The sequence below is a fragment of the Aliihoeflea aestuarii genome, assembly GCF_024105665.1.
GTDB classification, from domain to species: Bacteria; Pseudomonadota; Alphaproteobacteria; order Rhizobiales; family Rhizobiaceae; genus Aliihoeflea; species Aliihoeflea aestuarii.
In genome coordinates this window covers 113350-137494 of record NZ_JAAAMK010000008.1, presented here as the reverse complement: position 1 = coordinate 137494, position 24145 = coordinate 113350, and the positions used below count along the sequence as shown (strand labels likewise).

Below are 24145 nucleotides of genomic sequence, written 5' to 3'. Positions count from 1 at the left end.
ACCCGGTGGAACCCTCATTAGGTCACGTGAGTCAACTCGCCGCAGGGGTGAGCAATTACGATGTACGAGAGCGTGCTTGGCTACCCGACCTACCTGATCTGGCCACTTGCCGCTGTGAAGATCGTGGCCGCGATCGTGATACTCTGGCGTCCCTCGGCTTTTCTGACTGACTTCGCTTATGGCACGATGTTCTGGCACCTTCTTCTGGCGGTATCGGCGCATGTGAGCGCGGGCGATCCCGGCTGGCCCCCTGCTCTCTTGGCTCTGTTCGCGCTTGTGGTTTCCTTCCTGACACAAAACCGCGTCCGCGCGGTCAAATCGCCTCATGGCAAGGTGATGAGAGGACAACAGGCCTGACAGGCGCTCCGGCTGCACAGTCTTGCGCCTCGAACTTCAGCATTTCCGTCAGGCCGGGAGGGACAATCAGATATGACTCGCATGCCAACGGTGTTCATCCCTCATGGAGGCGGTCCCTGCTTTTTCATGGATTGGAACCCGCCGGATGAATGGGACCGGCACCGCCAGTTCCTGCAGAGCCTGCCCGGCACGTTGCCCGATCGTCCGAAGGCGCTCTTGGTGATCTCGGGTCATTGGGAGGAGCGTGCGTTCACCGTTCAGACCAACCCCGCCCCGCCGCTTCTGTTCGACTATGGCGGTTTCCCGCCTCACACCTATGAACTGAGTTGGCCCGCCCCCAGTGATCCTGTGCTGGCCGACCGTGTTCATCATCTGATCCGTGCCGCCGGTCTACCGGCGGCGAAAGACGCCGCGCGCGGCTTTGACCACGGCGCGTTCGTGCCGCTCAAGGTCGCCTTTCCCGATGCCGATTTCCCCTGTGTTCAACTGTCGCTTGCCAGCGATCTCGATCCCGGACGCCACATCGCGCTGGGTCAAGCCTTGGCGCCCCTGCGCGACGAGGGCGTGCTGATCATCGGCAGCGGCAACACCTATCACAACATGGGTGTGATGATGCGCAGCCTGCGCGGCGGACCACGGGGGGACACTGTCGGCGGCACGTTCGACGCCTGGCTGACCGAGGCGGTGACCTGCCCGGATGCCGGGGAACGAAACCGCAGGCTGACGTACTGGTCCAAAGCCCCGGGCGGCCGCGATGCACATCCCAGAGAAGAGCACCTAATCCCGCTGCATGTCATCGCCGGCGCGGCGGGCGCCGATATCGGCCGGAAAACCCTGGATGATCACGTTCTTGGTGCCGTCGAAAGCGCCTTTCGGTTCGGTTGACAGGAAAAGGAAAGGAACACCACGAAATGTCCAACACCATCAAGGGCCCCTTCATCGTGACCGGCGCATCCGGTCATCTCGGCAGCCAGGTCATCGAAGCCCTTCTTGAGGAAGGGGCCGAACCCCTTGTCGCGGTCACGCGCTCGCCGGAGAAGCTCGAGGCGCTTGGGGCGCGCGGCGTCGAGATCCGGGCGGGAGACTTCAATGACCCGGCCACGCTTGGGCCGGCTTTCGCCGGCGGCGGACGGCTGCTGATCATTTCGACGGACGACCTTGCCCCGGGCAAACGCTTCGCCGCGCACAGCAATGCCGTAGCCGCCGCCAAAGAGGCAGGTGTTTCGCACATCGTCTACACCTCGCTCACCAATCCGGACGAGGGCAACCCGATCGGATTTGCGAGGTACCACCGCGAGACCGAGGCGTCAATCAAGGATACCGGAATCTCCCATACGATCCTGCGGAACTGCCTTTACGCCGATCTCTTGCTGATGAACGGCCAACAAGCTGTCGGCGCGGGCGCCCTTTATTCTGCGGCGGGTGACGGCAAGGCGGGTTATGTCACCCGTGCCGATTGCGCCCGCGCGGCTGCCGCGGCCCTATTGACCGAGACCGGTTCCTCGGTCCGCGATATCACCGGGCCCGCGGCCGTCAGCCAGGCCGAAATTGCGGTGATCTTGTCCGAGGCCACCGGGAAAGAGATCCCCTATGTCCCGATCACGCGGGACGCCTTGGTCGCCGCCATGACAGAGAAGGGCATGCCAGACTCCGTAGCGGATGTCTTCTCGTCCTTCGACGTCGCCATCGCCGAAGGATACCTGGACGTCACCTCGAACGACGTGCAAGACCTGACCGGCCAAGGCGGGCAGTCGGTGCGGGATTTTCTGCTTGCCAAGAAGGCCGTTCTGATCGGTCAGGGATAAACGACACTTACGGAGGCTCTGTCGTGCTGAAGATACCCCCACGCGAGGGGCCAAGGCCCAAGACCACGCCTTGCGCCCCGCATACGCAGATCAGCCAGAACCCGGATGCACGGTTCCATCGGGCGTTCAAGGACAGGGCTTTCGATTTTCCTTTTGTCACGCGCCAGCCTTCGATGATCTCTGTCCCGGGCGCCGAGGCGCTGTGCCTCAAACACGGGCACGGCCGCGGTTGCCGCAAGGCGTTCATGATCGGCAATGAGTTCGCCCATGTCCATCCGCCGGAGGACGGCAGCCTGCACATGATGCTGCCGGAGGAGGCCGTGCCGCAGATCGTCGATCTGGGCTGGGCGGAGCCGCATCCGATGGCGGCGGCCGGCATGATCCCGTCAACCGCAGTGATGGTCTACGGCCCCCGAAACGAGGTGGAGATCGAAACGGTTCTCGAACTCCTGCGCCTGTCTTATGACTTTGCCTGTGGCAAGCTCGGGCGGGTCGACAGCGTCGTTCTTTGACGGAAAGAACCGAGCGGCGCTTGCTAAGATAGATCGTCGATCCGCTTGCGCCGACGGTCCTTTCGATCTCCTTGTCGCCGGCGCCAGTGTTGGTAGCCAGTAGGATCTGCGCCGCTTGTGCGGACGGACCGAATGCTTGCCGCCGCTGAGGAAGGCTGTGTGTTCGCACGCTGCGCTCGCCTTGGCTGAGTTCGACCCACTAGCGCGATCCTCTCACTGCGTCGAGAGTTCAGGCACCTTATAGTTTTTATCAGGACGACGAGGGAGGGTTGGCCTCATTCGGGCACAAGCGCCATCGGCGCCGCGTTGAGCGGCGGTGTCTGTTCGGCGACGTCTCCTGTTCTGGTTACGGGAAAGGTTCAGGTCCGGAGTCCGGAGACGTCAGTGGGGGCGCGGTGCGTATTCGGGCATGCGCCAGGGCAAATACGTCGGCATAGGGGGCAAGCTGACGCCATCGCCACCTTGATGCGGGCTCCGAGACGCGAACCTGTGCGCCGGTCTTTAGGAGTTCCAGGAGGATGGTTCGGTGGCCCGGGCCAGCGGCGTCTGGGCAAGGCCGAGGCGGCGTAGGGCACAGATCAGGACATGGGTAAAGGAGGCAAGCGAGAGGCGCAGTTGGTTGGCCCCTAAGGGTCGAGCTGGCATCCTTTGATGCGGCTCATTCGGCGGACGCCGGCGTCGCGCGCAGGATCGAGATGCTCGTCGAACCCGAGGATGTATCAATCTTACGCTGATGTTCCCAACCCGACACCAATCAATGTGCAGCGGTACTGGCAGATCCTGAAGCGGCGGAACAAACCAGCTGTCCGATCGGATTATTTTCGTGCGTGGCCGCTTATGAAGGTGGCTGTTCCATCCCACAGGCGTGCATATTTGAGCGAGATGGGTTTTCATCGCACCGGCTATCGTGTCACAGGCGGAATATCCCGTAGTGCGGATCGTCAATCGGAGCATTAAGTGCGGCAGAGATCGACATCGCCAAAGCATTTCTGGTGTCGACGGGATCGAGGATGCCGTCATCCCAAATCTCGGAGGTCGAGGTATAGGCCTCCACGTCGCGCTTGTAGCGCTCCAGCACCGGTTCTCGGATCGCGGCGATCTCCTCGTCGGTCAGTTCTTTGCCTTCGCGTTGAAGCTGCCGGATCTTGACGTCGGCCATAGTGTTGGCGGCCTGGTCGGCACCCATCACGCCGATTTCGGCCTGCGGCCACATGAACAGCGTACGCGCATCCCAGGCCCGCCCGCACATGCCGTAATTACCCGCCCCGTACGAGGCATTGGCGATCACTGTGAATTTCGGCACGACCGAGCCGCCCTGCGCCATGAGCATCTTGGCGCCGTCCTTGGCGATACCGCGCTCTTCGTACTCGCGGCCCACCATGTAGCCGGTGATGTTCTGGAAGAAGACCAGCGGCGTGCGGTTCTGGTTGCAAAGTTGCATGAAATGCGCAGCCTTAAGCGAGCTGTCGTTGAACAACACCCCGTTGTTGGCCAGGATTCCCACCTTGTAGCCCCAGATATGGGCAAAGCCGCAGACAAGCGTGGTGCCGTAATCGGGCTGGTATTCGTGAAAGCGTGAGCCGTCCACGATCCGCGCCAGCACCTCGCGCATGTCGAACTGGGTTTTCCGATCCTTGGGGATGATCCCATAGAGCTCCTTCGGATCGTAGTACGGCTCTTCGCAAGGCGCGGTCTCGATGATCGTCTTGGGCATCCGCTTCCACTGGCTGACAATCTCGCGTGCCAGAGAAAAGGCGTGCTGTTCGGTTGCAGCGCGATAATCGCCCGTGCCCGAGACCGAGGTGTGCATGACTGCCCCGCCAAGTTCCTGAACGCCGACTACTTCGCCGGTGGCTGCCTTGACCAGCGGCGGACCGCCCAGAAAGATGGCGCCTGTGCCCTCGATGATGATGTTGTAATCGCTCAGCGTTGGCACATAGGCGCCGCCTGCGGTGCAATGCCCCCCGACCACTGCGATCTGGGGGATGTTGGCCTGGCTCAGCTTGACCTGGTTGCGAAACACCCGACCGCCCAGATACCTGTCCGGGAACACGCCGTGTTGGAGCGGCAGGAAGCCGCCGGCGCTGTCGCAGATGTGGATGACCGGCAGGCGGTTCTCCAGCGCGACATCCAGAAGCCGCACGATCTTCTTCACGGTCAGCGGATACCAGGCCCCGCCCTTGACGCTGGCATCGTTGGCATGAATGGCGACTTCGCGCCCTTGTACGATACCGATGCCCGTCACCACGGCGGCACCGGGCACCGCCCCGTCATATTCGCGACATGCGGCGAGGGTGGAAAACTCCAGGAACGGCGTGCCGGGGTCCAGCAGCAGCTTCAGCCGCTCACGCACGCCCAGTTTGTTCTGGCGTGCCAGGCGGTCGTTGTCCCGTTGGGGCCGCTCGAAACGCGCCGCGTGCTGGCGGGTGTGAAACTCCTTCAGCCGTGCGGACATGGCGGCGAAGTTTGCCTTGTAGTCGGGGGCGTTCGTGTCGATCTGGCTTTCGATCCGGCGCATGGTCAGTCCTCCTCCGGAGCCAACTGGGCAAGGACGTCCTTCAGCCCGAAACTGTCGCCCGCGGCAAACGGGATTTCGGCAACCACACCGTCGCGCGGGGCGGCAAGGGTGGTTTCAAGCTTCATGCTTTCGATGACCAGAAGCGGCTGGCCCGCGGCAACGATGTCTCCCGGTTTGACCGCCACCGAGACGACGACCCCCGGCATCGGCGCCACAATCCGATCGTCGCTCGCGCCGCCATCGCTTCCGGCAAGACGCTCGGCGGGATCGGCACGCCCGACTTCGTAGGTACGACCGTCCATGTGCACAAATGTCGACTCGGGGCCAGCGGCTAGACGGACGTCGCGGACAAGGCCCCTCGCCCGCAAGACAAAACCGCCCGGCGAAGTCGTCGGGTCCAATCGGCAGGGCAGCACGCCCTCGGGGGTATTCAGTACAAACCGGCTGCCGTCATGGGCGAGCCAGCATTCGGTCTCTTCGCCGCCGATCTGAAATATCCTCCGCATCAGTTTCTCCAACCACCCATCTTGCGGTGCATATCCGATATCTGCATCACTTCGGCCACCAGCCTTTCGTCCGACAGGGCGGCAACCGCCATCAGCAGGTCGTCCACATTCTCGCCCGGCGCGGTCAATGCATCCGCCTGCTCGGCCAGGAAACCGGTCGAGACGTCGCCCGACGCGAAATCGGGATGGGCCAGGATCGCATCCAGATAGCCGGTGTTGGTCGTTACACCGAGGATCACGTAGTTTTGCACCGCGTGACGCGCACGGGCGATGGCCTGCGCACGATCCGATCCATGCACGATCAGCTTGGACAGCATCGGGTCGAAATCGGTCGTCACCTTACCGCCGTCCAGGATGCCGCTGTCCACACGAACCCCCTCGCCCCGTGGTTCGTCCAGCAGCAGGATATTCCCGATCGAGGGGCGGAAATCGGCCGTTGCATCCTCGGCGCAGATGCGCAGCTCGATCGAGTGGCCCGTCTGCGGAATGTCGGCTTGGGCGGCGCTCAGCCCCTCTCCCGTCGCAATGCGTAGCTGCTCGGCCACCAGGTCGAAGCCCGTCACCATCTCGGTCACGGGATGTTCGACCTGAAGGCGGGTGTTCATTTCCAGGAAATAGAAGGTACCGTCCTGAGCGTAGATGAACTCGACCGTCCCGGCACCGCGGTAGTTGACGGCGCGGGCAATCCCGGCGGCGGTTTCGCAGATGTCCAGGCGTTGTTCGGGCGAAAGCGCCGGAGACGGCGTTTCCTCTATGATCTTCTGGAATCGGCGCTGGATCGAGCATTCGCGCTCCCAGAAGTGGACCACATTGCCCTTCCCGTCCCCCATCACCTGAACCTCGATATGGCGCGGGCGTTCGATATACCGTTCGACAAACAGCCGGCCATCTCCGAAATAGCGCTTGCCCTCGCGCCGTGCGGCCTCGATCTCCGCCTCCAGCGCGGCATCCGCGCGCACCACGCGCATTCCTTTTCCGCCGCCGCCTGCCGAAGGCTTGATCAGCAGTGGATAGCCCACGGCACGGGCGCGTTCGATAAAGGTCGCGGGGCCGTCATCCTCAATGGCCGACGGGGCGACGGGAAATCCGCGCTCTTCCACAAAGGCCCGTGCGCGTACCTTGTCGCCCATCAGGTCGATGACATCGGAGGTCGGGCCGACGAAGGTCACTCCCGCTTTTTCCAGCGCGGCCACGAAGCCCGCGTTTTCCGACAGAAAACCGTAGCCGGGATGCACCGCGTCCGCGCCGATCCGTTTTGCAACCTCGACAATCTGCGGGATGTCGAGATAGGCGGCCACGGGCGTGGGCCCATCGATGGTCACAACCTCATCCGCGATGGCATGGGCTGGCCCCTCCTGCTCGGATGCATGGCGCAGCACGGCGGTCTCGAGGCCGCGTGCCTTGGCGGTGCGCAGGACGCGCGCCGCGATCTCGCCGCGATTGGCGACCAGAAGTTTTGAAATGGTCATGGGCTTGTTATCTCAGCTGGGGTTCGAGGCGTTCAGCCCGTCGCGCGCGGCCAGATCGGCCGGCACAGGTATTTGGATATCGAGGAGCATCTGTGCGAAGCCCTTGCCCTGCGGGTCGATCCTGACCGATGCGATGCCGCCGCCGCCCAGCGAGTCGTGCAGCAGGAAGTTCAGTGCATGAATGCCGGGCAGTTCGAACCGCTCGACCGGTCCGTTGCAGAGATGCGCAAAGTAGTCCTTCACGGTCTCTTCGGTCAGCGCCGAGCGGATATAGGGCAAATACCCGGGCTTGCGCGCGATCACGCCGATATTGGCGATGTTGCCCTTGTCGCCTGAGCGGCCCCAGGCGAGTTCGACCAGGCGCACCATCACCGCGCGGGGACCGGCCTCGCGGCCTTCCACCGCCGCCGCGGAGGAAGCATCAAGTCGCACCGCCTCGGCTGCAATGGTGACGGGCACGTCTTTGCCGTCGACCTCGACCGCGATCGGGGTGTCGGCCTTGTCCTGCAGGAAGGAGAAGAGACGGACCACCGGCTGCACCTTTGGCCGACCGGCGAAGAAACCGGTCAGCCCCTGCGCAGAGGAGACCGCCATCGGCGCGATCTCTCCGGCGAAGATGTTCAACGCATCGCGGTCATCATGGGTCACGCCGATCTTCAGCACCACCTCGCGCGTGCGGGCGCGGGCGTTGGCGCCATAGGCGGCCTCGGCGCCCAGCACCTCCACGCTGACCTGCCGGAAATCACCGAGGTTGCGGTCGCGGAAAATGCGGCGGCAGCGGGTCAGAATGGCCTCGGCAACACGTTCGGCCTTGGCAGGCGCGTCGATCGCGGCCAGCGTCAGCGTGGTGATCGCCCGCCAGCCGTCGGCATGGGTGGCCGACACCTTGTAGCTGTCGGTGCGTCCCAGCCCCCGCGCGCCCTTCACCGTCACCCGGTCGGGCCCCACCTGCTCCAGTGTCACCTGCGACCAGTCGCAGATCACATCGGGCAGGACGTAGCGCTGCGGATCGCCGATCTCGTAGAGCATCTGCTCGCCGACCGAGGCCGGCACCACCAGCCCGCCGGTATCCGGCGTCTTGGTCATGATGAAGCTGCCGTCTTCCGACACTTCGACAATCGGCATGCCCATATCGTCCCAGCCCGGCACCTCCCGCCAATCGGTGAAATTGCCGCCCGTGCCCTGCGGGCCGCATTCGATCAGGTGGCCGGCCAGCGAGCCCTGGCTGAGCTTGTCCCAATCGTCGTCTTTCCAGCCGAACTCATGCATCAGCGGCCCAAGCGCCACAGCACTGTCAGCGCAGCGGCCGGTCACCACGATCTCGGCACCCGCATCGAGGGCGGCCGCAATCGGCCGCGCGCCGAGATAGGCGTTCATGCTCATCGGCTTGGCCGGGAAAGGCGCGCCCGAAAACATCTCGGTCACGTCGCGGGCGCGGATCTCGTCCGCGCGGCCCAGCAGATCATCACCCAGCACGACGCCGATCGAAATGTCGATGCCCGCCGCCGCCGCCGCCTTGGCCAGCGCCTCGCGGCAGCCGCGCGGATTGACCCCGCCGGCATTCGCGACAACCTTGATCCCCTTGCGCTTGAGCTCTGGCAATAAAGGCGCAACTGCCTGGACAAAGTCCGGCGCATAACCCGCTTCCGGCGACTTCGTCCGCGCCCGCGCAAGCAGCGACATCGTGATCTCGGCAAGATAGTCGAAGACCAGATAATCGATGTCGCCCTTCGTCACCAGTTGGCCAACCGCCTCGGGCGTGTCGCCCCAGAACCCCGAGGCGCAGCCGATGCGCACAGTTCGCCCAGTCATCGCAACCTCCCTGTCGCCCGGTCCATTCGGGTGGACGCCGATGGCAAGCTTCCGTCTTTCCTCCCAAGCGCATGCCCAAAAAAAAGACACACGCAGCTCGACACCACTTGAAACGTTTTCTAACATATGTTTGATTTTGATCAATAGGCAAGTTGCGCAGCCATCGGGAGGATCAAAGATGAACGTCCAGGCCGGGCCAGGCATGGCCGCGCTCGCGGCCATAAAGGCCAACTATTCGCTGACGCCCGAACAACGGCAGATCGTGGATCACGTGGATCGGGTTGCGCGCGAGATTCTTCATCCATTGCAAGAGAAGATGGATGCGGAAGAATGGTGGCCCGAGGATTTGTTTCGGCAGATGGGCGAGCTCGGGCTGCTGGGCATTACCGCGCCCGAGGAGCTGGGCGGCAGCGGCCAGAACGAATTTACCCAGGCCCTGGTCTCAGAGACCATCTCGAAATGGAACCCGGCAGTCGGCCTTTCGCACGGCGCGCACGACAATCTGTGCCTCAACAACATCCTCAGGAACGGCTCGGATGAGCAGGTGCGGAAATACGTTCCCGGCCTGTGCTCGGGCGAGCTGGTCGGCGCACTTGGGCTGACCGAGCCCGGCGCGGGCTCGGACGCGCTGGGCTCGATGGCCACCAGCGCCGTGCGCGATGGCAAAGATTATGTGATCAACGGCTCCAAGATCTACATTACCAACGGCCCGATCGCGGATGTCATCCTGGTTTACACAAAAACCGATAAGGCGAAGGGCGCCAAGGGCATCTCGGCTTTCATCGTGGAGACCGACAATCCGGGCTTCAAGGTGGCGCAGAAGCTCGACAAGATGGGCTTCCGTGGCTCGCCCACGGGCGAACTGGTGTTCGAGGACTGCCGCGTGCCCGCCTCGGCCATGATCGGGGCCGAGAACAGCGGCGTTTCGGTGGTGATGAGCGGGCTCGACCTGGAGCGGGCGATGGTCGCTTCGGTTTGCGTGGGGATGGCCGAAAGGGCTCTGGAGCTGGCGCTCGACTACGCCAGGATCCGCGAACAGTTCGGCAAGCCGATCGCCAGCTTTCAGATGGTGCAGTCGAAGCTCGCGGAAATCTATGTCGAGGTCGAAACCGCACGCGCCTTCGGCTATCGCGCGCTCGCGGCTTGCGTCGGCCTGCCCAAGGGCGCCGGTGGACGCGGCGAAATCCATAAGCTCACCGCCGCCGCCTGCCTTTACGCTGGCGAAGCTTTCAACAAGGCCGTGACCGAAGCGTGCCATATCCATGGCGGCTCGGGCTACATGCAGGATACCGAGATCAACCGGCTCTACCGCGCCAACAAGCTGCTGGAAATCGGTGCAGGCACCAGCGAGGTGCGAAAAATTATCATTGCCGAAGAACTGCTGCGCGCCTGAGCGAGGACACCAGCTATGAACGAGCGATTGCGTAACGTCCCCGACCTGCCGACCCATTACCTGACAGAAGAGCAGCAGGCGCTGGCCGATCAGGCCAGCAAGTTCTTCTTTTCCGAGTTTCATCACCTGAACGCCGAAATGGACGACACCGACGACCTGTCGCCCTCCATCTTTCCCAAGCTGGGCGAGATGGGCTATCTGGGCCTCAACGTGGCGCCTGAATTCGGCGGTGCGGGGCTCGATTTCACCTCGGCCTGCATCATCACCGAGGAATTGTCGCGCGCCTCGGCGGCGATCGGGCTGAGCCACGCGGCCCATGACAATCTTTGCGTCAACAACATCTACCGTAACGCCAATGACGATCTGCGGCGGAAGTATCTGCCGGGCCTCTGCGACGGCTCGCTGATCGGCGCGCTGGGCCTGACGGAGCCGGGCGCGGGATCGGATGCGCTCGGTTCGATGCGGACGACCGCCCGGAAGGACGGCGACCACTACGTGCTCAACGGCTCCAAGATCTATATCACCAACGGCCCGATCGCCGATATCGTGCTGGTCTATGCCAAGACCTCGCCCGAGAAGGGCGCCAAGGGAATTTCCGCCTTCATCGTCGAGACCGACACACCGGGCTTCAAGGTGGCGCAGAAGCTCAACAAGATGGGGTTCCGCGGCTCGCCCACGGGCGAGTTGGTGTTCGAGGATTGCCGGGTGCCGGCGGCAAACATGGTGGGCAAGCTGGACGGCGGTGTGGCAGTGACCATGTCGGGGCTCGATCTTGAACGCGCCATCGTCTGCTTCAATGCGGTGGGCATCGCGCGCCGGGCATTGGAGATATCGATCGACTATGCCATGACGCGCCAGCAGTTCGGCAAGCCGATCGCCAATTTCCAGATGGTGCAGGCCATGCTGGCCGAGATGTATACCGCGATCGAGGCCGCGCGAAGCCTGTCGCTGCGCACCGCCGCCATGTGCGAGGGTCTGGAAGAAGGCGAAGGGGGGCGCGGCGAGATCCACAAGCTGACGGCCGCGGCTATTTTCAAGGCCGCGGCGGCGACCTCCTTCGTGCTGGATCGCGCGGTGCAGATTCACGGCGGATCGGGCTACATGCGCGACACCGAGGTCAACCGCCTCTATCGGACGGGCCGGGTACTCGAGGTGGGTGCGGGTACGCAGGAGGTGCGCAAACTCATCATCTCCGGCGAACTTCTGAAGAACTGAGGCCTGGTACATGGCAGAAAAACAAGTGCAGAGCCGTTACGCCCCCGACCTCATGGCAGGTCAGGTGGCTCTCGTGACCGGCTCGGGCTCCGGCATGGGCCGCGCCACAGCGCTCGAAATGGCTTCCTGCGGGGCCAGACTGGCGCTATTCGCCCGTCGCGAGGAGCCGCTTCGGGAAACCGCCGAGATGATCCGCGCGATGGGGGGCGAAGCCTTCGTCGTGCCGGGCGACACTCGCGACGAGAAGAGCGTCGAGTCGGCAATGCTGAAGATCAAAGATCACTACGGTCGGCTCGACGTGCTTGTGAACAATGCCGGCGGCCAGTATATCGCCGCCGCCCGCGACATCACCAACAAAGGGTTCGAGGCGGTTATCCGCAACAATCTGATCGGCTCGTGGCAGATGACGCGCGCCGCCGCCGACCACTTCATGTTCGAGAACGGCGGCTCGATCGTATTCGTAACCGCGATCTCGACCCGCACCGCACTGACGGGCTTCGCCCATACCGTTGCCGCGCGCGCAGGCGTCACAGGCTTGATGAAGACGCTTGCCGCCGAATGGGGTGAATACCGCATCCGCCTGAACTGCGTAGCTCCCGGTACGATCAAGACAGAGGCGCTCGGCCGCTACCCGATATCGCCGGAAAAATGGCACGAGCTAAACCGGTCAGTTCTTAACCGCATGGGGGCGGCGGAAGACGTCGCGGGGACGATCATTTTTCTTGCCTCCAGGCTCGGTTCCTTCATTACCGGCGAGGATGTGTATGTGGACGGGGGAGAAACCCTGCACATGGGCCACGACGCCCGCGACATGATCCATCGTGACATGTTCCAGGAGCGTCAGCGGGGGGACGGAAAGAATGAGTGAATCCGTCGTCCTGCTCGAGATTGCCGATCGCATCGCAACGGTGACGCTCAACGACCCCGACAGGCGCAATCCCGTCACCGGCAATGAGATGATCGCGGGGCTGCTCGACGCGTTCGACCAGGCGCAGCGCGATCCCGGGGTGAGTGTCATGATCCTGACCGGCGCAGACCCGGCCTTCTGCGCCGGCGGCGATATCAAGGAAATGTCGGACCCCGAAAGCGTGTTCCGCAAGAATCCGCTGGCCGCGGCGGACAGCTACATCACCGGCATTCAGCGGATACCGCTCGCGCTCTACAATCTCGACATACCTACGATCGCGGCTGTCAACGGCCCGGCCGTGGGCGCGGGCTGCGACCTGACGATGATGTGCGACATGCGCATCGCATCGGAGAAGGCAAAATTCGGCGAGGTGTTCTTGAACCTCGGAATCATTCCTGGCGACGCAGGTACCTGGTTCCTACTGCGGCGGCTCGGTCACCAGAAAGCGGCCGAACTGACATTCACTGGACGGATGGTCGGGGCCGAGGAGGCGGTGGAGCTAGGAATGGTGCTTGAGGTGGTGCCGCATGGCGATCTCATGGCGCGGGCGCGGGAGCGAGCGGCCGTAATTGCGGCCAAGCCGCCCCGCGCACTGCGCGTCGCCAAGCGGCTGATGCGCAATGCCGAACGCATGGACCTGCCGGATTTCCTGAATACCGCCGCCGCGTACCAGGCACTGATGCACCAGACCAAGGACCACCACGAAGCTCTTGCCGCGTTCCTCGAGAAACGAAAACCTGCATTCTTTGGCGACTGACAGATCGGCCTTACAGTTGACCCATCCGGACCAGAAGAAACTAGATCAGATCGCCAGGATGTGGAACCATCGCGGACGTGGTCTGATTACCGAGATGAACCTGAAGATTGAAAAGGTGGCGATTGATGGCGTTCTGGTTAGGATGCCGTTCAACCCCTCTTTCTGCGCCGACGAGGTCAAAACCCTGCTGCATGGCGGGGTGTTAACGGCCCTTCTGGACAGCGTGTTCGGACTAGCGAATTTCGTGGCGATCGACGGGATCAGCAGCATGGCGACACTCGACCTCCGCGTCGACTATCTGCGCCCGGCGAAATCGCGGGCCGACGTCATGGTGCGCGCAGAATGCATTCGGCAGACCCGGCATATCGCGTTCAATTCGGGCAGGATCTGGTTCGATGAGCCGGATCAGGCCGAAGTGGCCCGTGGCGCCGCCAGTTTTGCGCTCACACGGGGCGAGGTCAGCATTTTCGATGCAATGACGCAAAGCAGGTCCTCCAAATGACGCCGGATCTCGCAACTCAGCAGCTCAGGAAAGTACCGTTCTTCCAGTTTCTCGACTTCATGATCACCGAGCTTGCTGAAACGCATGCGGCCGCGACGATGCCGTTCGCCGAACGACTGATCGGAAATCCGATCATGGAATACTACCATGGCGGAATCATCGCGAGCTTCATGGAGGCGGTCGCCGCGATCAGCGTAAGCCATGGTCCCGATCTGCAGCCACCCAAGCCGATCAATCTGACGGTTGACTACTTGCGCCCGGCGGTCAGAGGGGCCCTGATGGCCGAAGCCACAGTGACGCGGAAGGGCAAGCGCATGGCAAGCGTGCGGACGGCCTGTTGGCAGGATGACGCCTCCCGGCCGGTGGCCGAAGGGTTGTATCATTTTCTATTGGTCTGAGGCATGCTATTCTTCGCGCCCCGATTATGTGATCTTCGGGGCTGAGCCGTTGGCCGAAATACCGTCCAGCAGCATTTTGATGAGCAGATCCGTGAAAGCTGAAAGCGTATAGTATCCGCGTTGGTCGCCCTTGCCGGGATCGAACCATTCGACCGTCCAATTCAGCGCGCCCAGCATGGCCTGCCGTAGCGGAACCACCTTGATGTCGGAGCGCAAGGCTCCGGCCGTCTGCGCCTCGCGCAACAGCCGATCCCAGACCTTCGCGTATTGGTGTCGAACAGGCCGATGGCGCGAGCGGATCCCTTCCGGCAGCATCCCATAGATGCGGATGTTGGCGGAGGTAAACTCGCTGGCACGGAACAAATATGCCATGTGCGTCGCGATCGCGGTCGCGATCCGGTTTCTATGATCTTCCTTGTTCGGCCATATGGCGGCCGCATGGCTGACGCCGTTCAAGAGATCACGCAGGCCCAGGTCGAGCACCTCATCGAGAATTTCCTCCTTCGAGCCGAAATGGTAGTAGACGCTGCCTGCCTCAAGGCCCGCTTCCGATGCGACACGTCGTATCGTCGCGGCCTTGTAGCCGCTCTCTCGCAAGATTCGCGCGGCCGTGCGAAGGATTTGATGGCGGGTTCGTTCGGCCTTCCCCGCTGGTTCGAGTCCATCTGTCAAGTCAAGAGATTCGAGCGATTCTCTGACCGTTCCGCCACGTTTGGTGCACATGCCGTCGAGCAGCAGTTTCGACAAGCGTTCCGATAGCAGACTGACCGGATAACGTTCGCTGTCGTACCATTCCGCTGTCCAGTTCATAGCTCCGAGGATGAACTGGCTGACCAGGGTGACCGAGATGTCACCACGCAGATCGTCCTGATGGTGCTGCAAGAATGATCGCCAGAGCTGCGCATAGGCCTCTCGCAAGGGACGATGCGCTTTGCGGCGCTTGTCCGACAGCATAGGGAAGTTCCTGATATTCGCCGAAGTGAAATCACTCTCTTTCAAAAGGAAACAAAGGTGAGTGTCGACAAGCTGCGCGAACGTTTTCCGGAATGGGTCACCTTCCGCCGCCGACCGTTCGACGATCCCCCGAATTTGCTCGTAGAGTTGTCTAACCCCAATATCGAGGACCTCGTCCAGGATCTGATCCTTCGAGCCGAAATGATAGTAGATGCTACCGGCTTCCAGGTTCGCCGCCTCGGCGATCCGCCGCATGGTGGTCGCGTTGTATCCCTCTTTGCTAAACAGCTTCGCCGCCGCCAGGAGGATCGCGCGACGTGTCTGCACCGATTTCCCGTATGGCTCGTCGCCGGGGCTGTGGGGGAGGATTTCTTCCATGGATCTCTCTTTCGACGCTGGACATCAGTTTATCAGTTGAGGTAATTCGAACAAGCGTTAGAATGCGCGGTCATTCCACGGTGCTTGCGACACCGGCAAACGGAGAAACGGGAATGCGCGGACTGAAAGGCAAGAGAGTAATCGTCACGGGTGGCGGAAGCGGAATCGGGCGGGCGATCTGCACCCGCTTCGCCGAGGAAGGAGCCGAGGTTGCGGTTTTCGACCTCAATGAAGAAGGTGCCCGGCAAACCGTCGGAACGATCGAAGATGCAGGCGGCAAGGCGCGTGCTTACACCGTCGACATCACCGACCGCAAGGCAGTGGACGCCGCAGTGGCCGAGTTCGAGGCCGGCGGGCCGATCGACGTTCTGGTCAACAACGCCGGATGGGATGAGATCAAGCCGTTCCTCGAGACCGATCTTGATCTGTGGAAGAAGATCATAGACATCAACCTCTACGGCCCTCTTCACATGCATCATGCTGTTCTTCCGGGCATGGTAAGGAATGGGTCCGGCCGCGTCGTGAACATCAGTTCGGATGCGGGCCGCGTCGGCTCCTCGGGCGAGGCGGTCTATTCGGCCTGCAAAGGTGGCATCATTTCCTTTACCAAAACCGTCGCGCGGGAACTGGCCCGCAAGGGCATTCAGCTCAACGCGGTCGCGCCCGGTCCGACAGACACCCCGCTATTCGCAGAAGTCGCCAAGGGCGAAGCCGGAGAGAAGATTGCGGAAGGCCTTAAACGGGCAATCCCCATGAGACGTCTCGCCCAGCCGACGGACTATCCCGGGATTGTGTGTTTCCTCGCCTCGGACGATGCCGGTTTCATCACCGGACAAGTCATTTCCGTATCGGGCGGGCTGTCAATGCACGGTTGACAGCCCGGCGGTGCTTTCCGGTTCCAAACGATGTCAAGGTTTCCTCCCCACCTGGCCGCATTCTGTGCGGCCCCTTTTTTAGGTCAGAAGATCCGTAATGTTCGAGGCCGACCAAACCATCAAGGAAACAAGTACGCTCGCGGCATTCATGGACCGTTGTGGCGTTGCGAACTACGAGAAATTGGTCGAACGCGCAGACCGAGACCCAGATTGGTTCTGGACGCAGATTCTCGGCCTCACCTGCATTCGATTCGCCCGCCCGTACGACCGTCTGCGCGAGATCGGCGACGGACCGGAGAACATCCGCTGGGGAATCGGCGGCGCACTGAATCTTACCGAAACTTGTCTCGACGCGCACATCGAGAAGGGGCTCGGCGATAAGACAGCGATCGACTGGGTGGGCGAAGACGGCAGCCGCCAGCAATGGAGCTATTCCCGGCTTGCCGAGGAAGCCGCGCGCGTTGCCTCCGCCCTCTCGGCGCGTGGGGTGAGGCCCAGCCAGGGCGTCGGCATCTACATGCCGATGATCCCCGAAATCGAGGCCGTGCTTCTGGGCATCGCGCGGCTGGGCGCCGTAGCGGTCCCGCTATTTTCCGGGTTTGCGCCGCATGCCATCGTCACCCGCCTGAACGACGCCCGTGCCGTTGCCGTACTGACTGCGGATGCGACGCCCCGGCGGGGCAAGCCGGTCTGGATGGAAGCCATCCTGGCCGAGGCACTGGCGGAGGTGCCCTCGGTGCATACGGTGTTCAGCCTGCGGCGCTTCGGCGGCCCAGTGGCCGATCCGGCCCGCGATCTCGACTGGGAGGAAACCGTCGCTAAGGCCGACGCGACGCGGCGGGCGCATCCGGTGGAGACCGACGCACCGCTGGTCATCGCCTACACCTCGGGCACCACCGGCAAGCCCAAGGGGGTGGTTCACACGCATTTGGGCGTACAGGCCAAGGCCACGGCCGATTTTCTGCTGTGTCTCGATCTAAAGCCCGATGATCGGCATCTTTGGATGACGGACATGGGTTGGGTGATGGGACCCCTCACGCTGATTTCGGTGCTGCTTGCGGGCGCCACGTTGGTGCTCGCCGAAGGAGCGCCCTCGATGCCGGGCGATCCCTTCCGCCTACTGCGGCTGGCCGCCGAGAACAAAGTTACTCATATGGGCGTTGCCCCAACGCTGGTGCGGCAATTCATGACGCAGGATCCCGCGCCGCTGCGGGGGTACGATCTTTCCGCACTGCGTATCGTCGCCTCGACCGGAGAGCCCTGGACCGAAGATGCCTGGCTTTGGCACCTGGAGCATATCTGCCGGCACCACGCGGTACCGCTCAACATTTCGGGTGGGACCGAGCTCTTTGGCGCAATTCTTACCTCGACCGTACTTCACGAGGTGAAGCCGGGTGGCTTTTCGGGTCAGGCGCTGGGCGTCGGTGCCAAGGTGCTGCGCGTGGACGGCAGCGAGGCTGCGCCGGGCGAGGTCGGCGAATTGGTCGTCACCCAGCCGCCGATGGGGCTGACGCCGACGATCTGGGGCGACAAAAAGCGCTATCTCGACACCTACTGGTCCACGTTTCCCGGCATCTGGCGCCATGGCGACTGGGCGCGGCGCGATCCGGACGGCACCTGGATTATCCTCGGCCGTTCCGACGACACGCTGAACATTGCCGGCAAGCGCATCGGGCCACCGGAGATCGAGGCGGCGCTGACCGAAACGGGGAAAGTTGTGGATGCAGCGGCGATACCCGTCCCCGACCCCATAAAGGGTACAACGGTGATTTGCATCTGCGTCACGGCGCCCGGTGTGACGCCCGATGACAGGCTCGTCGAGCAGCTCAAGGACCGCGTCGGCGAGGTGGTTTCGAGGCCCTTCCGCCCGAGCGAGATCCATTTCGTCGAGGCGCTGCCCAAGACCCGCAGCATGAAGACGATGCGCCGGATCGTGCGCGCCGCCTTCCTGGACGAGGATCCGGGCGACCTCTCCTCGATCAGCAATCCCGAAACGATGGAGGCCATCGCGGCCCTGAGAAAGGACAAGCCATGATCACGGTCTTCGGAGCCACGGGCACCACCGGCGCGCCACTGGTGGAAGCGCTGCTCACCAGGGGCGCGAGGCTGCGTGCCGTCACCGGCCAGCCTGCGAAGGCTGCGGCGCTGGTGGCGAAGGGTTGTGATGCCGCCGTGGCGGATTTCGGCGACCGCGACGCTTTGGAACGCGCCTGCCAAGGAGCGGAGAAGGCCTATCTCGTGACGCCGCCGCATCAGGACATGCGCCGCTGGAAGGCCAATGCCATCGCCGCGGCCAAGGCGGCGGGCGTGCGCCATGTGGTCATGTCCACCGGACTCGGTGCTTCGCCCAGGGCGCGGCTGACCTTCGGGATGTGGCATTCCGAAAGCCAGGAACTGCTGAAGGACAGCGGCATGGACTGGACCTTGGTTCAGCCCACCTATTTCATGCAAAACCTTCTGTGGCAGGCTGAAAACATCGTCTCCGATGGCGTCTATTATGACGATCTGGGTGGGCCGGTGGCGTGGGTCGACGCCCGTGACATCGCCGATGTGGCGGTCGAGGCGCTGCTTGGCGCGGGCCATGCTGGCAAGGCCTATGGCCTGACGGGCGCTGAGGCGTTGACCGGCGAGGAGATCGCCTCTCTCCTCAGCGAGGCGACAGGCCGCGCGGTGACATGCGCCTCCTTGCCGCCGAATCAGGCCAAGGCGCACATGATTGCGAACGGCATGCACCCCGACGTCGCCGCCGCCATGGTGGAGTTGGCCTCGCTCGCAGCCAAGGGCTATCTCGCCGGCATTGAGACCACGGTCAGCGAGGTGCTCGGCCGCCCGGCGCGCCGCTTCCGCGACTTTGTGGCCGGGAACAGGCATGCCTACGTCGGATAAGGCGGCGCCCGCGCCGCTTTATCTCGAGCTCGCGCCGCCTGCCAGGGCCCCCGCCCAGATTGACCATTTCTTCGTCTACTGCGATTGCGGCTTCTTGTCGGGTCCCGGCACTGGCCGCTTCGCCACCGATCTCTTTACGCTTTCCCTGACGCTGCGCGGCGGAGCCGATCGCGGCCCCCGCCCGCGCCTCGACCTTGCACCGCCCCGCCCCGCCTTCAACCCGCGCCGCGCGCCCTTCGAGGGCGCGATCGCCGGAATGCGCCTCCACGCCGCGCCCCACCTTCTCCCCTCCGAAGGTAATCTGGACGCGCTGACCCTTGCTCTTCTGGCAGTGGCGGGGAACGGTGAGGCCTGGGCGCCGCTTGTTGCGGCACTCGACCAGCTCGCCTGCGACCTGACCTTCTCCGGCAGCCACTCCGCCCCCGCCAGCGCGCGAAGTGAACGGCGTTGCGTCCGCGCGACCACCGGCATGTCGCGACGGCGGCTCGCCGCCACCCGGCGTTTCCGGACCCTGCTGGACGGGCTTGCGGCGCGCGATCAGGCGTTAAGCGAACTGGCGCTCGATGCAGGGTACTACGACCAGTCGCACATGTCGGCCGCCTGCCGCGCCTTCGCCGACGCCCCACCGGGCGTGCTCCGCCGCCTTGCCCGCGCGCGGCCCTCTGGCCGTTTCTTCCAAGATCAGGGACTCGAAACCCGCCTAAGACTGCTCATCGATCCCTGACGAGGAGCAGACAGGCCATGCCCGGTTTCGAGCCGAAGAACCCCGAATTCGACGCACGCGTGCGCGACAGTTTCGGACGCCAGAAGGTGATGCACACGCTGGGCATCACCATTGCCGACCTGTCGCCCGGGCGCATCGTTCTGGAGATGGCGCACAACGACGCGCTGACCCAGCAGCACGGCTTCGTTCACGCCGGCATCGTCTCGACAGCGCTCGACAGCGCTTGCGGCTACGCCGCCTTCTCGCTGATGCCGGCCGAAGCGGCGGTGCTGACCGTAGAGTTCAAAATCAACCTCCTCAACCCAGCCGACGGCGAGTGCTTCCGCTTCCAGGCCGAGGTGGTCAAACCGGGTCGCACCCTCACCATCTGCGAGGCGCGCGCCCATGCGCTGAAGGGCGGGGCGGAGAAGCTGGTCGCCACGATGACCGGTACGCTGATGGCGCTGTTCGGACGGACGGGTGTCAGCGGATAGGCGCAGTCGAGGCAGGTTTCAGCTGGCCTCGCGCTCGATCCAGGTCTCCAGGACGTGGCGCTGGATCTTGCCGCTGGTCGAGCGCGGGAAGTCTTCGGAAGCGATGAAGCGGATCTCGCGCGGCCGCTTATAGCCGGCCAGTTGCTCGCGGCAAAGCCGCATCAGCTCGTCGGCATCGGGGCCGTCGACGTGCCGTGCCACAAAGGCCACCGGGCGTTCGCCCCAGCGCAGGTCCCCGGCCTTTACGACAGCGGCATCGGTCACCTGCGGATGCGCCAGCAGCACCCGCTCGATCTCGGCTGGATAAACGTTTTCCCCACCCGACTTGATGAGATACTTGGCGCGGTCCACGAAGTCGATGGTGCCGTCCGCATTGCGGCGGAAGACATCGCCCATATGAAAAAAGCCACCGCGAAAGTCGCGGGCGTTGGTCTCGTCGGCATTCCAGTACCCGGAAAATAGCGTGGGGCCGCGCACGGCCATTTCTCCGGGCGTTCCATCCGCCACCTCGCGCCCCTCCGGATCGACCAGCCGCACCTCACAGAAGGCGCTGGCGCGCTTCGACAGACGTTTCGGCGCGACGCCCACCGGGATCAGCTCGGCCGTGGCCGGCGGCAGCCCCGTTTCGGTCGCGCCGAAGGAGTTGAGATAGGGCGCGCCGATCAGCGACGTGAGTTCTGCAATCTGATGCGGCGGCACCAGATCGGCCATAGCGCCGCAGACCCTGACGCCTCTGATCGGCAGAGGATTGGCGCGACGTTCCGCGATGAAGGCGTCGATCGCGCCCGGCATCATTATGAACCAGCCGACCTTGTGGCGGCTCAGCGCCTCATTGATGACCGCCGGCTGCAGCCCATCGACCATCACCACGGGGCCACCGCGCAAGATCGTGGCTAGCGCATGGTCGGTCGACGCCATATGGAACATCGGCGCCCAGGCGATGAAGGCGTCATCAGGCTGGAGCGCGAGCTGCGCCGCAAAAACCATGGCACTCGCGATATGGGCGCGATGACTGATGAGTGCGCCCTTGGGCAGCCCCGTGGTGCCGGAGGTGTAGAGGATGGTCAGCCCCGCCTCCACGTCATTCACCAGCGCGTCGATGCGCGGATCGGGCTCTGCTCCAGCCAGTGCGGCCTCCCAGTCGGGGCCGATTTCCAGAACCGGCAGGTGCGAGACCGCGTCCAAGGCCGCGCGCAACTCTGGCTCGACCACGGCCAGAACCGGTTCAACCAGGTCGATGCAGTGCTTGAGCTCCGGCGCGGCCAGCCTCCAGTTCAAACAGGCGACGATCGCCCCGATCCCGGCGGCGGCCAGTTGCAGTTCAAGGTACTCGGCGCGATTGTGCGACAGGATCACCAGCCGGTCCCCGGTCTTTACCCCCCGCGCCAGAAGCACCGCAGCGAGACGGTCCACACGGCCCAGAAGGGTGCCGTAGCTGTGTCTTATCTCTCCGTTCTCGAGCGCAAGCGCATCTTGTTGCTCGCGCGCTCTCGTGCGAAACATCGAATAGACATCTGCCCGCCCGGCGCGGGCCACCTCCGGCAGCATGATGCTCCTCCCTGGCAATCGATCCTCGTTGTTCACAAAGACTGGGCGAGGCGCACTCCTTCATCGATCGCACGCAGCGCATCGAGTTCAGCCGCCTCGGCCGCACCGCCGATCATCGTGGCGGAAATGCCACGGGCCGCAAGCGCCTCGGCCAGCGTCCGCTCGGGTTCCTGTCCCGTACAGAGAACGATCGTATCGGCGGCGATAACTCTTGTCTCGCCGTCCAAAATAATGTGGAGCCCCTCATCGTCGATACGCTCATAAGCCACACCCGCTAAGGTCTCGACTCCGTGTTTGCGCAATGCGTTGCGCAGGATCCAGCCGGTCGAAATGCCAAGTCCCTGTCCCAGCTTGCTCGTCTTGCGCTGGAGCATCACCACTTTGCGCTTTGCAGGCACCGCGGCCAGCGGATCGCCCGCCAGCGCGCCGGCGTTCCTGAACTGTCCGTCCACACCCCACGTGTCGAAAAAGGCCGCGTTCTCGTTAGCCTCAGCCGGATGGGTGACAAGGAATTCGGCCACGTCATGGCCGATCCCGCCGGCGCCCATGATGGCCACGGTCTGTCCCGCCTCCCGTGCGCCGCAGAGGATCTCGGCATAGGTGGCGACCTTGGGATGATCTATGCCCGGAATGCCCGGAATGCGAGGGGTCACGCCTGAGGCGATCACCACATGGTCGAACCCGGCAAGATCGTCGGCAGTGGCGCGACAGCCCAGCCGCAGGGTGACGCCGTGCCTGTCCATCTGAGCGGTGTAATAACGCAGCGTTTCGTCGAACTCGTGCTTGCCCGGGGCCGCACGTGCCAGGTTGAGCTGCCCGCCCAGCCGGTTCTCTGCCTCGAAAAGCGTGACCGCGTGCCCAAGCCGCGCGGCCTCGGCGGCCGTGGCCATACCCGCCGCCCCGCCGCCGACGATCGCCACCTTCTTCGAGGTCTCGCTCGGCGTGTCACGGAATTCCGTCTCGCGGCCGGCGCGCGGATTGACAAGGCAGCTTGCCGGACGGTCCGAGAAGATGAAATCCAGACATGCCTGATTGCAGGCGATGCAGGTGTTGATCTCATGGGCCCGACCCTCGCGCACCTTCTTCACGAAATGAGGGTCGGCGAGGAAGGGCCGCGCCATCGAGACCATGTCGGCATCTCCCGAGGCCAGGATGTCCTCGGCGACCTCGGGGGTATTGATTCGGTTCGAGGCCACCACCGGGATCGACACCGCCGCCTTCACGTTGGCCGCCGCCTTCCGCCAGGCGCCACGCGGCACCGGATAAGCGATGGTTGGCACGCGCGCCTCGTGCCAGCCGATTCCGGTGTTCAGAATGTCGGCGCCGGCGGCCTCAATCTTGCGGGCGAGCGCGGCGATCTCTTCGGCGGGCGCGCCGCCCTCGACAAGATCGGCCGCCGAAATACGGTAGATGACCAGCAAATCCGGTCCGCAGCGGTCGCGCACCGCGCGCACGATTTCGACCGCGAAGCGGTGCCGGTTGTCGGCGCTGCCACCCCACTCGTCCTCGCGTTTGTTGGTGTGGGTCACGGTGAATTCATTAATGAGATAGCCTTCGGAGCCCATGATTTCGACGCCATCGAAACCGGCAGATTGCGCGTTGAGCGCTGCCTGGGCGAAATCGTCAATGGTGTGCAGAATATCCTGCTCGCTCATCTCGCGCGGGGAATACCGGTTTATCGGCGCCCGAATCGGCGAAGGTGCCACGCAACCTTCAAACTTGGCATAACGCCCCGCGTGGCAGATCTGCGCGCAAATCAGGCTGCCTTCCTGATGGACTGCATCGCAAATCGGCTTGAGGTTCAGCGCCTGCTGCGGATCGTCGAGCCGCGGACCTTCCGGATCGAACATGCCTTCGGCGTTGGGCGAAAAACCGCCAGTCACGATGACTGCCGCTTCGCCGTGCGCGCGTTCACGATAGAACGCGACCTGTCTTTCGATACCGTTGGGTTCGGTTTCAAGCCGCGTGTGCATCGAGCCCATAATGACCCGGTTTCGCAGATCGTGGACGCCTGCCCGGATCGGGGACAGCAATTTCTCGAAGGTTCTTCCGCGCCTGTCGGACATATCCACGTTACCTCCCATTGCATCTTGCCAAGTATTCTAACGTTTGTTAGGTTCTTTGGGAAGTGAGATTCACAGGCTCGGGAGGGCTAT

General features: G+C 63.5%; 22 protein-coding genes and 1 pseudogene. 15 read left to right on the top strand and 8 right to left on the bottom strand.

The window, feature by feature from the left end:
- Positions 1 to 60 precede the first annotated feature (60 nt).
- The 4 genes from GTW25_RS15745 (at position 61) to GTW25_RS15730 (ending at position 2674) form a co-directional block, all read left to right on the top strand.
- Positions 61 to 357 (top strand): hypothetical protein, encoded by a 297-nt coding sequence (locus GTW25_RS15745; RefSeq protein ID WP_173194950.1) that lies wholly within the window; start codon positions 61 to 63, stop codon positions 355 to 357.
- A 72-nt stretch (positions 358 to 429) separates the two neighbouring features.
- Positions 430 to 1242 carry a DODA-type extradiol aromatic ring-opening family dioxygenase gene (locus tag GTW25_RS15740; protein ID WP_252913169.1) on the top strand — a complete coding sequence of 271 codons (813 nt, stop codon included), beginning with the start codon at positions 430 to 432 and terminating at the stop codon, positions 1240 to 1242.
- Between the two features lie 26 nt (positions 1243 to 1268).
- Entirely contained in the window at positions 1269 to 2162 is an 894-nt protein-coding gene (locus GTW25_RS15735) for an SDR family oxidoreductase (protein ID WP_173194951.1), read from the top strand.
- Positions 2163 to 2185: 23 nt separating this feature from the next.
- Entirely contained in the window at positions 2186 to 2674 is a 489-nt protein-coding gene (locus GTW25_RS15730; RefSeq protein WP_173194952.1) for a luciferase domain-containing protein, read from the top strand.
- A gap of 346 nt (positions 2675 to 3020) precedes the next feature.
- Here GTW25_RS15730 and GTW25_RS15725 read toward each other — a convergent pair.
- The 5 genes and pseudogenes from GTW25_RS15725 to GTW25_RS15705 all read right to left on the bottom strand — a co-directional run.
- Positions 3021 to 3304 (bottom strand): annotated as a pseudogene (locus tag GTW25_RS15725) (transposase); the annotation flags it as partial.
- 280 nt (positions 3305 to 3584) lie between these two features.
- Positions 3585 to 5192, bottom strand: coding sequence for an acyl-CoA carboxylase subunit beta (locus GTW25_RS15720; protein ID WP_252913168.1), 1608 nt, complete (start codon positions 5190 to 5192; stop codon positions 3585 to 3587).
- Positions 5193 to 5194: 2 nt separating this feature from the next.
- Entirely contained in the window at positions 5195 to 5698 is a 504-nt protein-coding gene (locus GTW25_RS15715; RefSeq protein WP_252913167.1) for an acyl-CoA carboxylase biotin carboxyl carrier protein subunit, read from the bottom strand.
- On the bottom strand, positions 5698 to 7167 hold the full coding sequence (locus tag GTW25_RS15710; RefSeq protein WP_252913166.1) for an acetyl-CoA carboxylase biotin carboxylase subunit: 1470 nt from the start codon (positions 7165 to 7167) through the stop codon (positions 5698 to 5700). Before GTW25_RS15710 ends, GTW25_RS15715 begins: the two co-directional genes overlap by 1 nt.
- A 12-nt stretch (positions 7168 to 7179) precedes the next feature.
- Entirely contained in the window at positions 7180 to 8979 is a 1800-nt protein-coding gene (locus GTW25_RS15705) for an acyclic terpene utilization AtuA family protein (protein WP_173194954.1), read from the bottom strand.
- 178 nt (positions 8980 to 9157) lie between these two features.
- Between GTW25_RS15705 and GTW25_RS15700 the strand changes: the two genes are divergently transcribed.
- From GTW25_RS15700 to GTW25_RS15675, 6 genes are read left to right on the top strand one after another with little or no spacing between them, the layout of a single operon-like run.
- On the top strand, positions 9158 to 10372 hold the full coding sequence (locus GTW25_RS15700; protein ID WP_252913164.1) for an acyl-CoA dehydrogenase family protein: 1215 nt from the start codon (positions 9158 to 9160) through the stop codon (positions 10370 to 10372).
- 15 nt (positions 10373 to 10387) lie between these two features.
- The gene (locus GTW25_RS15695; protein WP_252913163.1) at positions 10388 to 11587 is read left to right on the top strand and encodes an acyl-CoA dehydrogenase family protein; all 1200 of its coding nucleotides are present in this window, start codon (positions 10388 to 10390) and stop codon (positions 11585 to 11587) included.
- A gap of 10 nt (positions 11588 to 11597) precedes the next feature.
- Positions 11598 to 12455 (top strand): SDR family NAD(P)-dependent oxidoreductase, encoded by an 858-nt coding sequence (locus GTW25_RS15690; RefSeq protein ID WP_308206265.1) that lies wholly within the window; start codon positions 11598 to 11600, stop codon positions 12453 to 12455.
- The gene (locus tag GTW25_RS15685; protein ID WP_173195034.1) at positions 12448 to 13251 is read left to right on the top strand and encodes an enoyl-CoA hydratase-related protein; all 804 of its coding nucleotides are present in this window, start codon (positions 12448 to 12450) and stop codon (positions 13249 to 13251) included. Before GTW25_RS15690 ends, GTW25_RS15685 begins: the two co-directional genes overlap by 8 nt.
- A gap of 16 nt (positions 13252 to 13267) precedes the next feature.
- Positions 13268 to 13753, top strand: coding sequence for a PaaI family thioesterase (locus GTW25_RS15680; RefSeq protein WP_206680633.1), 486 nt, complete (start codon positions 13268 to 13270; stop codon positions 13751 to 13753).
- Positions 13750 to 14151, top strand: coding sequence for a PaaI family thioesterase (locus GTW25_RS15675; protein WP_252913162.1), 402 nt, complete (start codon positions 13750 to 13752; stop codon positions 14149 to 14151). The genes GTW25_RS15680 and GTW25_RS15675 overlap by 4 nt, the downstream gene beginning before the upstream one ends.
- A gap of 24 nt (positions 14152 to 14175) precedes the next feature.
- On the opposite strand, the gene GTW25_RS15670 is transcribed toward GTW25_RS15675, so the two are convergent.
- Positions 14176 to 15483 (bottom strand): TetR/AcrR family transcriptional regulator, encoded by a 1308-nt coding sequence (locus GTW25_RS15670; protein ID WP_252913161.1) that lies wholly within the window; start codon positions 15481 to 15483, stop codon positions 14176 to 14178.
- A 113-nt stretch (positions 15484 to 15596) separates the two neighbouring features.
- On the opposite strand from GTW25_RS15670, the gene GTW25_RS15665 reads away from it, so the two are divergent.
- The 5 genes from GTW25_RS15665 to GTW25_RS15645 all read left to right on the top strand — a co-directional run bounded on the left by GTW25_RS15665 (position 15597) and on the right by GTW25_RS15645 (position 20441).
- The gene (locus GTW25_RS15665; RefSeq protein WP_173194957.1) at positions 15597 to 16358 is read left to right on the top strand and encodes a glucose 1-dehydrogenase; all 762 of its coding nucleotides are present in this window, start codon (positions 15597 to 15599) and stop codon (positions 16356 to 16358) included.
- A gap of 97 nt (positions 16359 to 16455) precedes the next feature.
- Positions 16456 to 18393, top strand: coding sequence for an AMP-binding protein (locus tag GTW25_RS15660; protein ID WP_252913160.1), 1938 nt, complete (start codon positions 16456 to 16458; stop codon positions 18391 to 18393).
- Positions 18390 to 19244 (top strand): SDR family oxidoreductase, encoded by an 855-nt coding sequence (locus tag GTW25_RS15655; RefSeq protein ID WP_252913159.1) that lies wholly within the window; start codon positions 18390 to 18392, stop codon positions 19242 to 19244. The genes GTW25_RS15660 and GTW25_RS15655 overlap by 4 nt, the downstream gene beginning before the upstream one ends.
- Complete coding sequence (locus tag GTW25_RS15650) at positions 19228 to 19968, top strand: AraC family transcriptional regulator (protein ID WP_252913158.1); 741 nt, start codon at positions 19228 to 19230, stop codon at positions 19966 to 19968. The genes GTW25_RS15655 and GTW25_RS15650 overlap by 17 nt, the downstream gene beginning before the upstream one ends.
- A 17-nt stretch (positions 19969 to 19985) precedes the next feature.
- Entirely contained in the window at positions 19986 to 20441 is a 456-nt protein-coding gene (locus GTW25_RS15645; RefSeq protein WP_252913157.1) for a PaaI family thioesterase, read from the top strand.
- A gap of 18 nt (positions 20442 to 20459) precedes the next feature.
- On the opposite strand, the gene GTW25_RS15640 is transcribed toward GTW25_RS15645, so the two are convergent.
- On the bottom strand, positions 20460 to 21989 hold the full coding sequence (locus GTW25_RS15640; protein WP_252913156.1) for a class I adenylate-forming enzyme family protein: 1530 nt from the start codon (positions 21987 to 21989) through the stop codon (positions 20460 to 20462).
- Between the two features lie 32 nt (positions 21990 to 22021).
- Positions 22022 to 24055, bottom strand: a complete 2034-nt coding sequence (locus GTW25_RS15635; protein WP_252913225.1) for an NADPH-dependent 2,4-dienoyl-CoA reductase — start codon at positions 24053 to 24055, stop codon at positions 22022 to 22024.
- Positions 24056 to 24145: the final 90 nt, after the last annotated feature.

What these genes read in the sequence shown, in the direction of transcription:
- GTW25_RS15745 (WP_173194950.1), top strand. Translation starts at nt 61, where the DNA reads ATGTACGAGAGCGTGCTTGGCTACCCGACCTACCTGATCTGGCCACTT.
- GTW25_RS15740 (WP_252913169.1), top strand. Translation starts at nt 430, where the DNA reads ATGACTCGCATGCCAACGGTGTTCATCCCTCATGGAGGCGGTCCCTGC.
- GTW25_RS15735 (WP_173194951.1), top strand. Translation starts at nt 1,269, where the DNA reads ATGTCCAACACCATCAAGGGCCCCTTCATCGTGACCGGCGCATCCGGT.
- GTW25_RS15720 (WP_252913168.1), bottom strand. Translation starts at nt 5,192, where the DNA reads ATGCGCCGGATCGAAAGCCAGATCGACACGAACGCCCCCGACTACAAG.
- GTW25_RS15715 (WP_252913167.1), bottom strand. Translation starts at nt 5,698, where the DNA reads ATGCGGAGGATATTTCAGATCGGCGGCGAAGAGACCGAATGCTGGCTC.
- GTW25_RS15710 (WP_252913166.1), bottom strand. Translation starts at nt 7,167, where the DNA reads ATGACCATTTCAAAACTTCTGGTCGCCAATCGCGGCGAGATCGCGGCG.
- GTW25_RS15705 (WP_173194954.1), bottom strand. Translation starts at nt 8,979, where the DNA reads ATGACTGGGCGAACTGTGCGCATCGGCTGCGCCTCGGGGTTCTGGGGC.
- GTW25_RS15700 (WP_252913164.1), top strand. Translation starts at nt 9,158, where the DNA reads ATGAACGTCCAGGCCGGGCCAGGCATGGCCGCGCTCGCGGCCATAAAG.
- GTW25_RS15695 (WP_252913163.1), top strand. Translation starts at nt 10,388, where the DNA reads ATGAACGAGCGATTGCGTAACGTCCCCGACCTGCCGACCCATTACCTG.
- GTW25_RS15690 (WP_308206265.1), top strand. Translation starts at nt 11,598, where the DNA reads ATGGCAGAAAAACAAGTGCAGAGCCGTTACGCCCCCGACCTCATGGCA.
- GTW25_RS15685 (WP_173195034.1), top strand. Translation starts at nt 12,448, where the DNA reads ATGAGTGAATCCGTCGTCCTGCTCGAGATTGCCGATCGCATCGCAACG.
- GTW25_RS15675 (WP_252913162.1), top strand. Translation starts at nt 13,750, where the DNA reads ATGACGCCGGATCTCGCAACTCAGCAGCTCAGGAAAGTACCGTTCTTC.
- GTW25_RS15670 (WP_252913161.1), bottom strand. Translation starts at nt 15,483, where the DNA reads ATGGAAGAAATCCTCCCCCACAGCCCCGGCGACGAGCCATACGGGAAA.
- GTW25_RS15665 (WP_173194957.1), top strand. Translation starts at nt 15,597, where the DNA reads ATGCGCGGACTGAAAGGCAAGAGAGTAATCGTCACGGGTGGCGGAAGC.
- GTW25_RS15660 (WP_252913160.1), top strand. Translation starts at nt 16,456, where the DNA reads ATGTTCGAGGCCGACCAAACCATCAAGGAAACAAGTACGCTCGCGGCA.
- GTW25_RS15655 (WP_252913159.1), top strand. Translation starts at nt 18,390, where the DNA reads ATGATCACGGTCTTCGGAGCCACGGGCACCACCGGCGCGCCACTGGTG.
- GTW25_RS15650 (WP_252913158.1), top strand. Translation starts at nt 19,228, where the DNA reads ATGCCTACGTCGGATAAGGCGGCGCCCGCGCCGCTTTATCTCGAGCTC.
- GTW25_RS15645 (WP_252913157.1), top strand. Translation starts at nt 19,986, where the DNA reads ATGCCCGGTTTCGAGCCGAAGAACCCCGAATTCGACGCACGCGTGCGC.
- GTW25_RS15640 (WP_252913156.1), bottom strand. Translation starts at nt 21,989, where the DNA reads ATGCTGCCGGAGGTGGCCCGCGCCGGGCGGGCAGATGTCTATTCGATG.
- GTW25_RS15635 (WP_252913225.1), bottom strand. Translation starts at nt 24,055, where the DNA reads ATGTCCGACAGGCGCGGAAGAACCTTCGAGAAATTGCTGTCCCCGATC.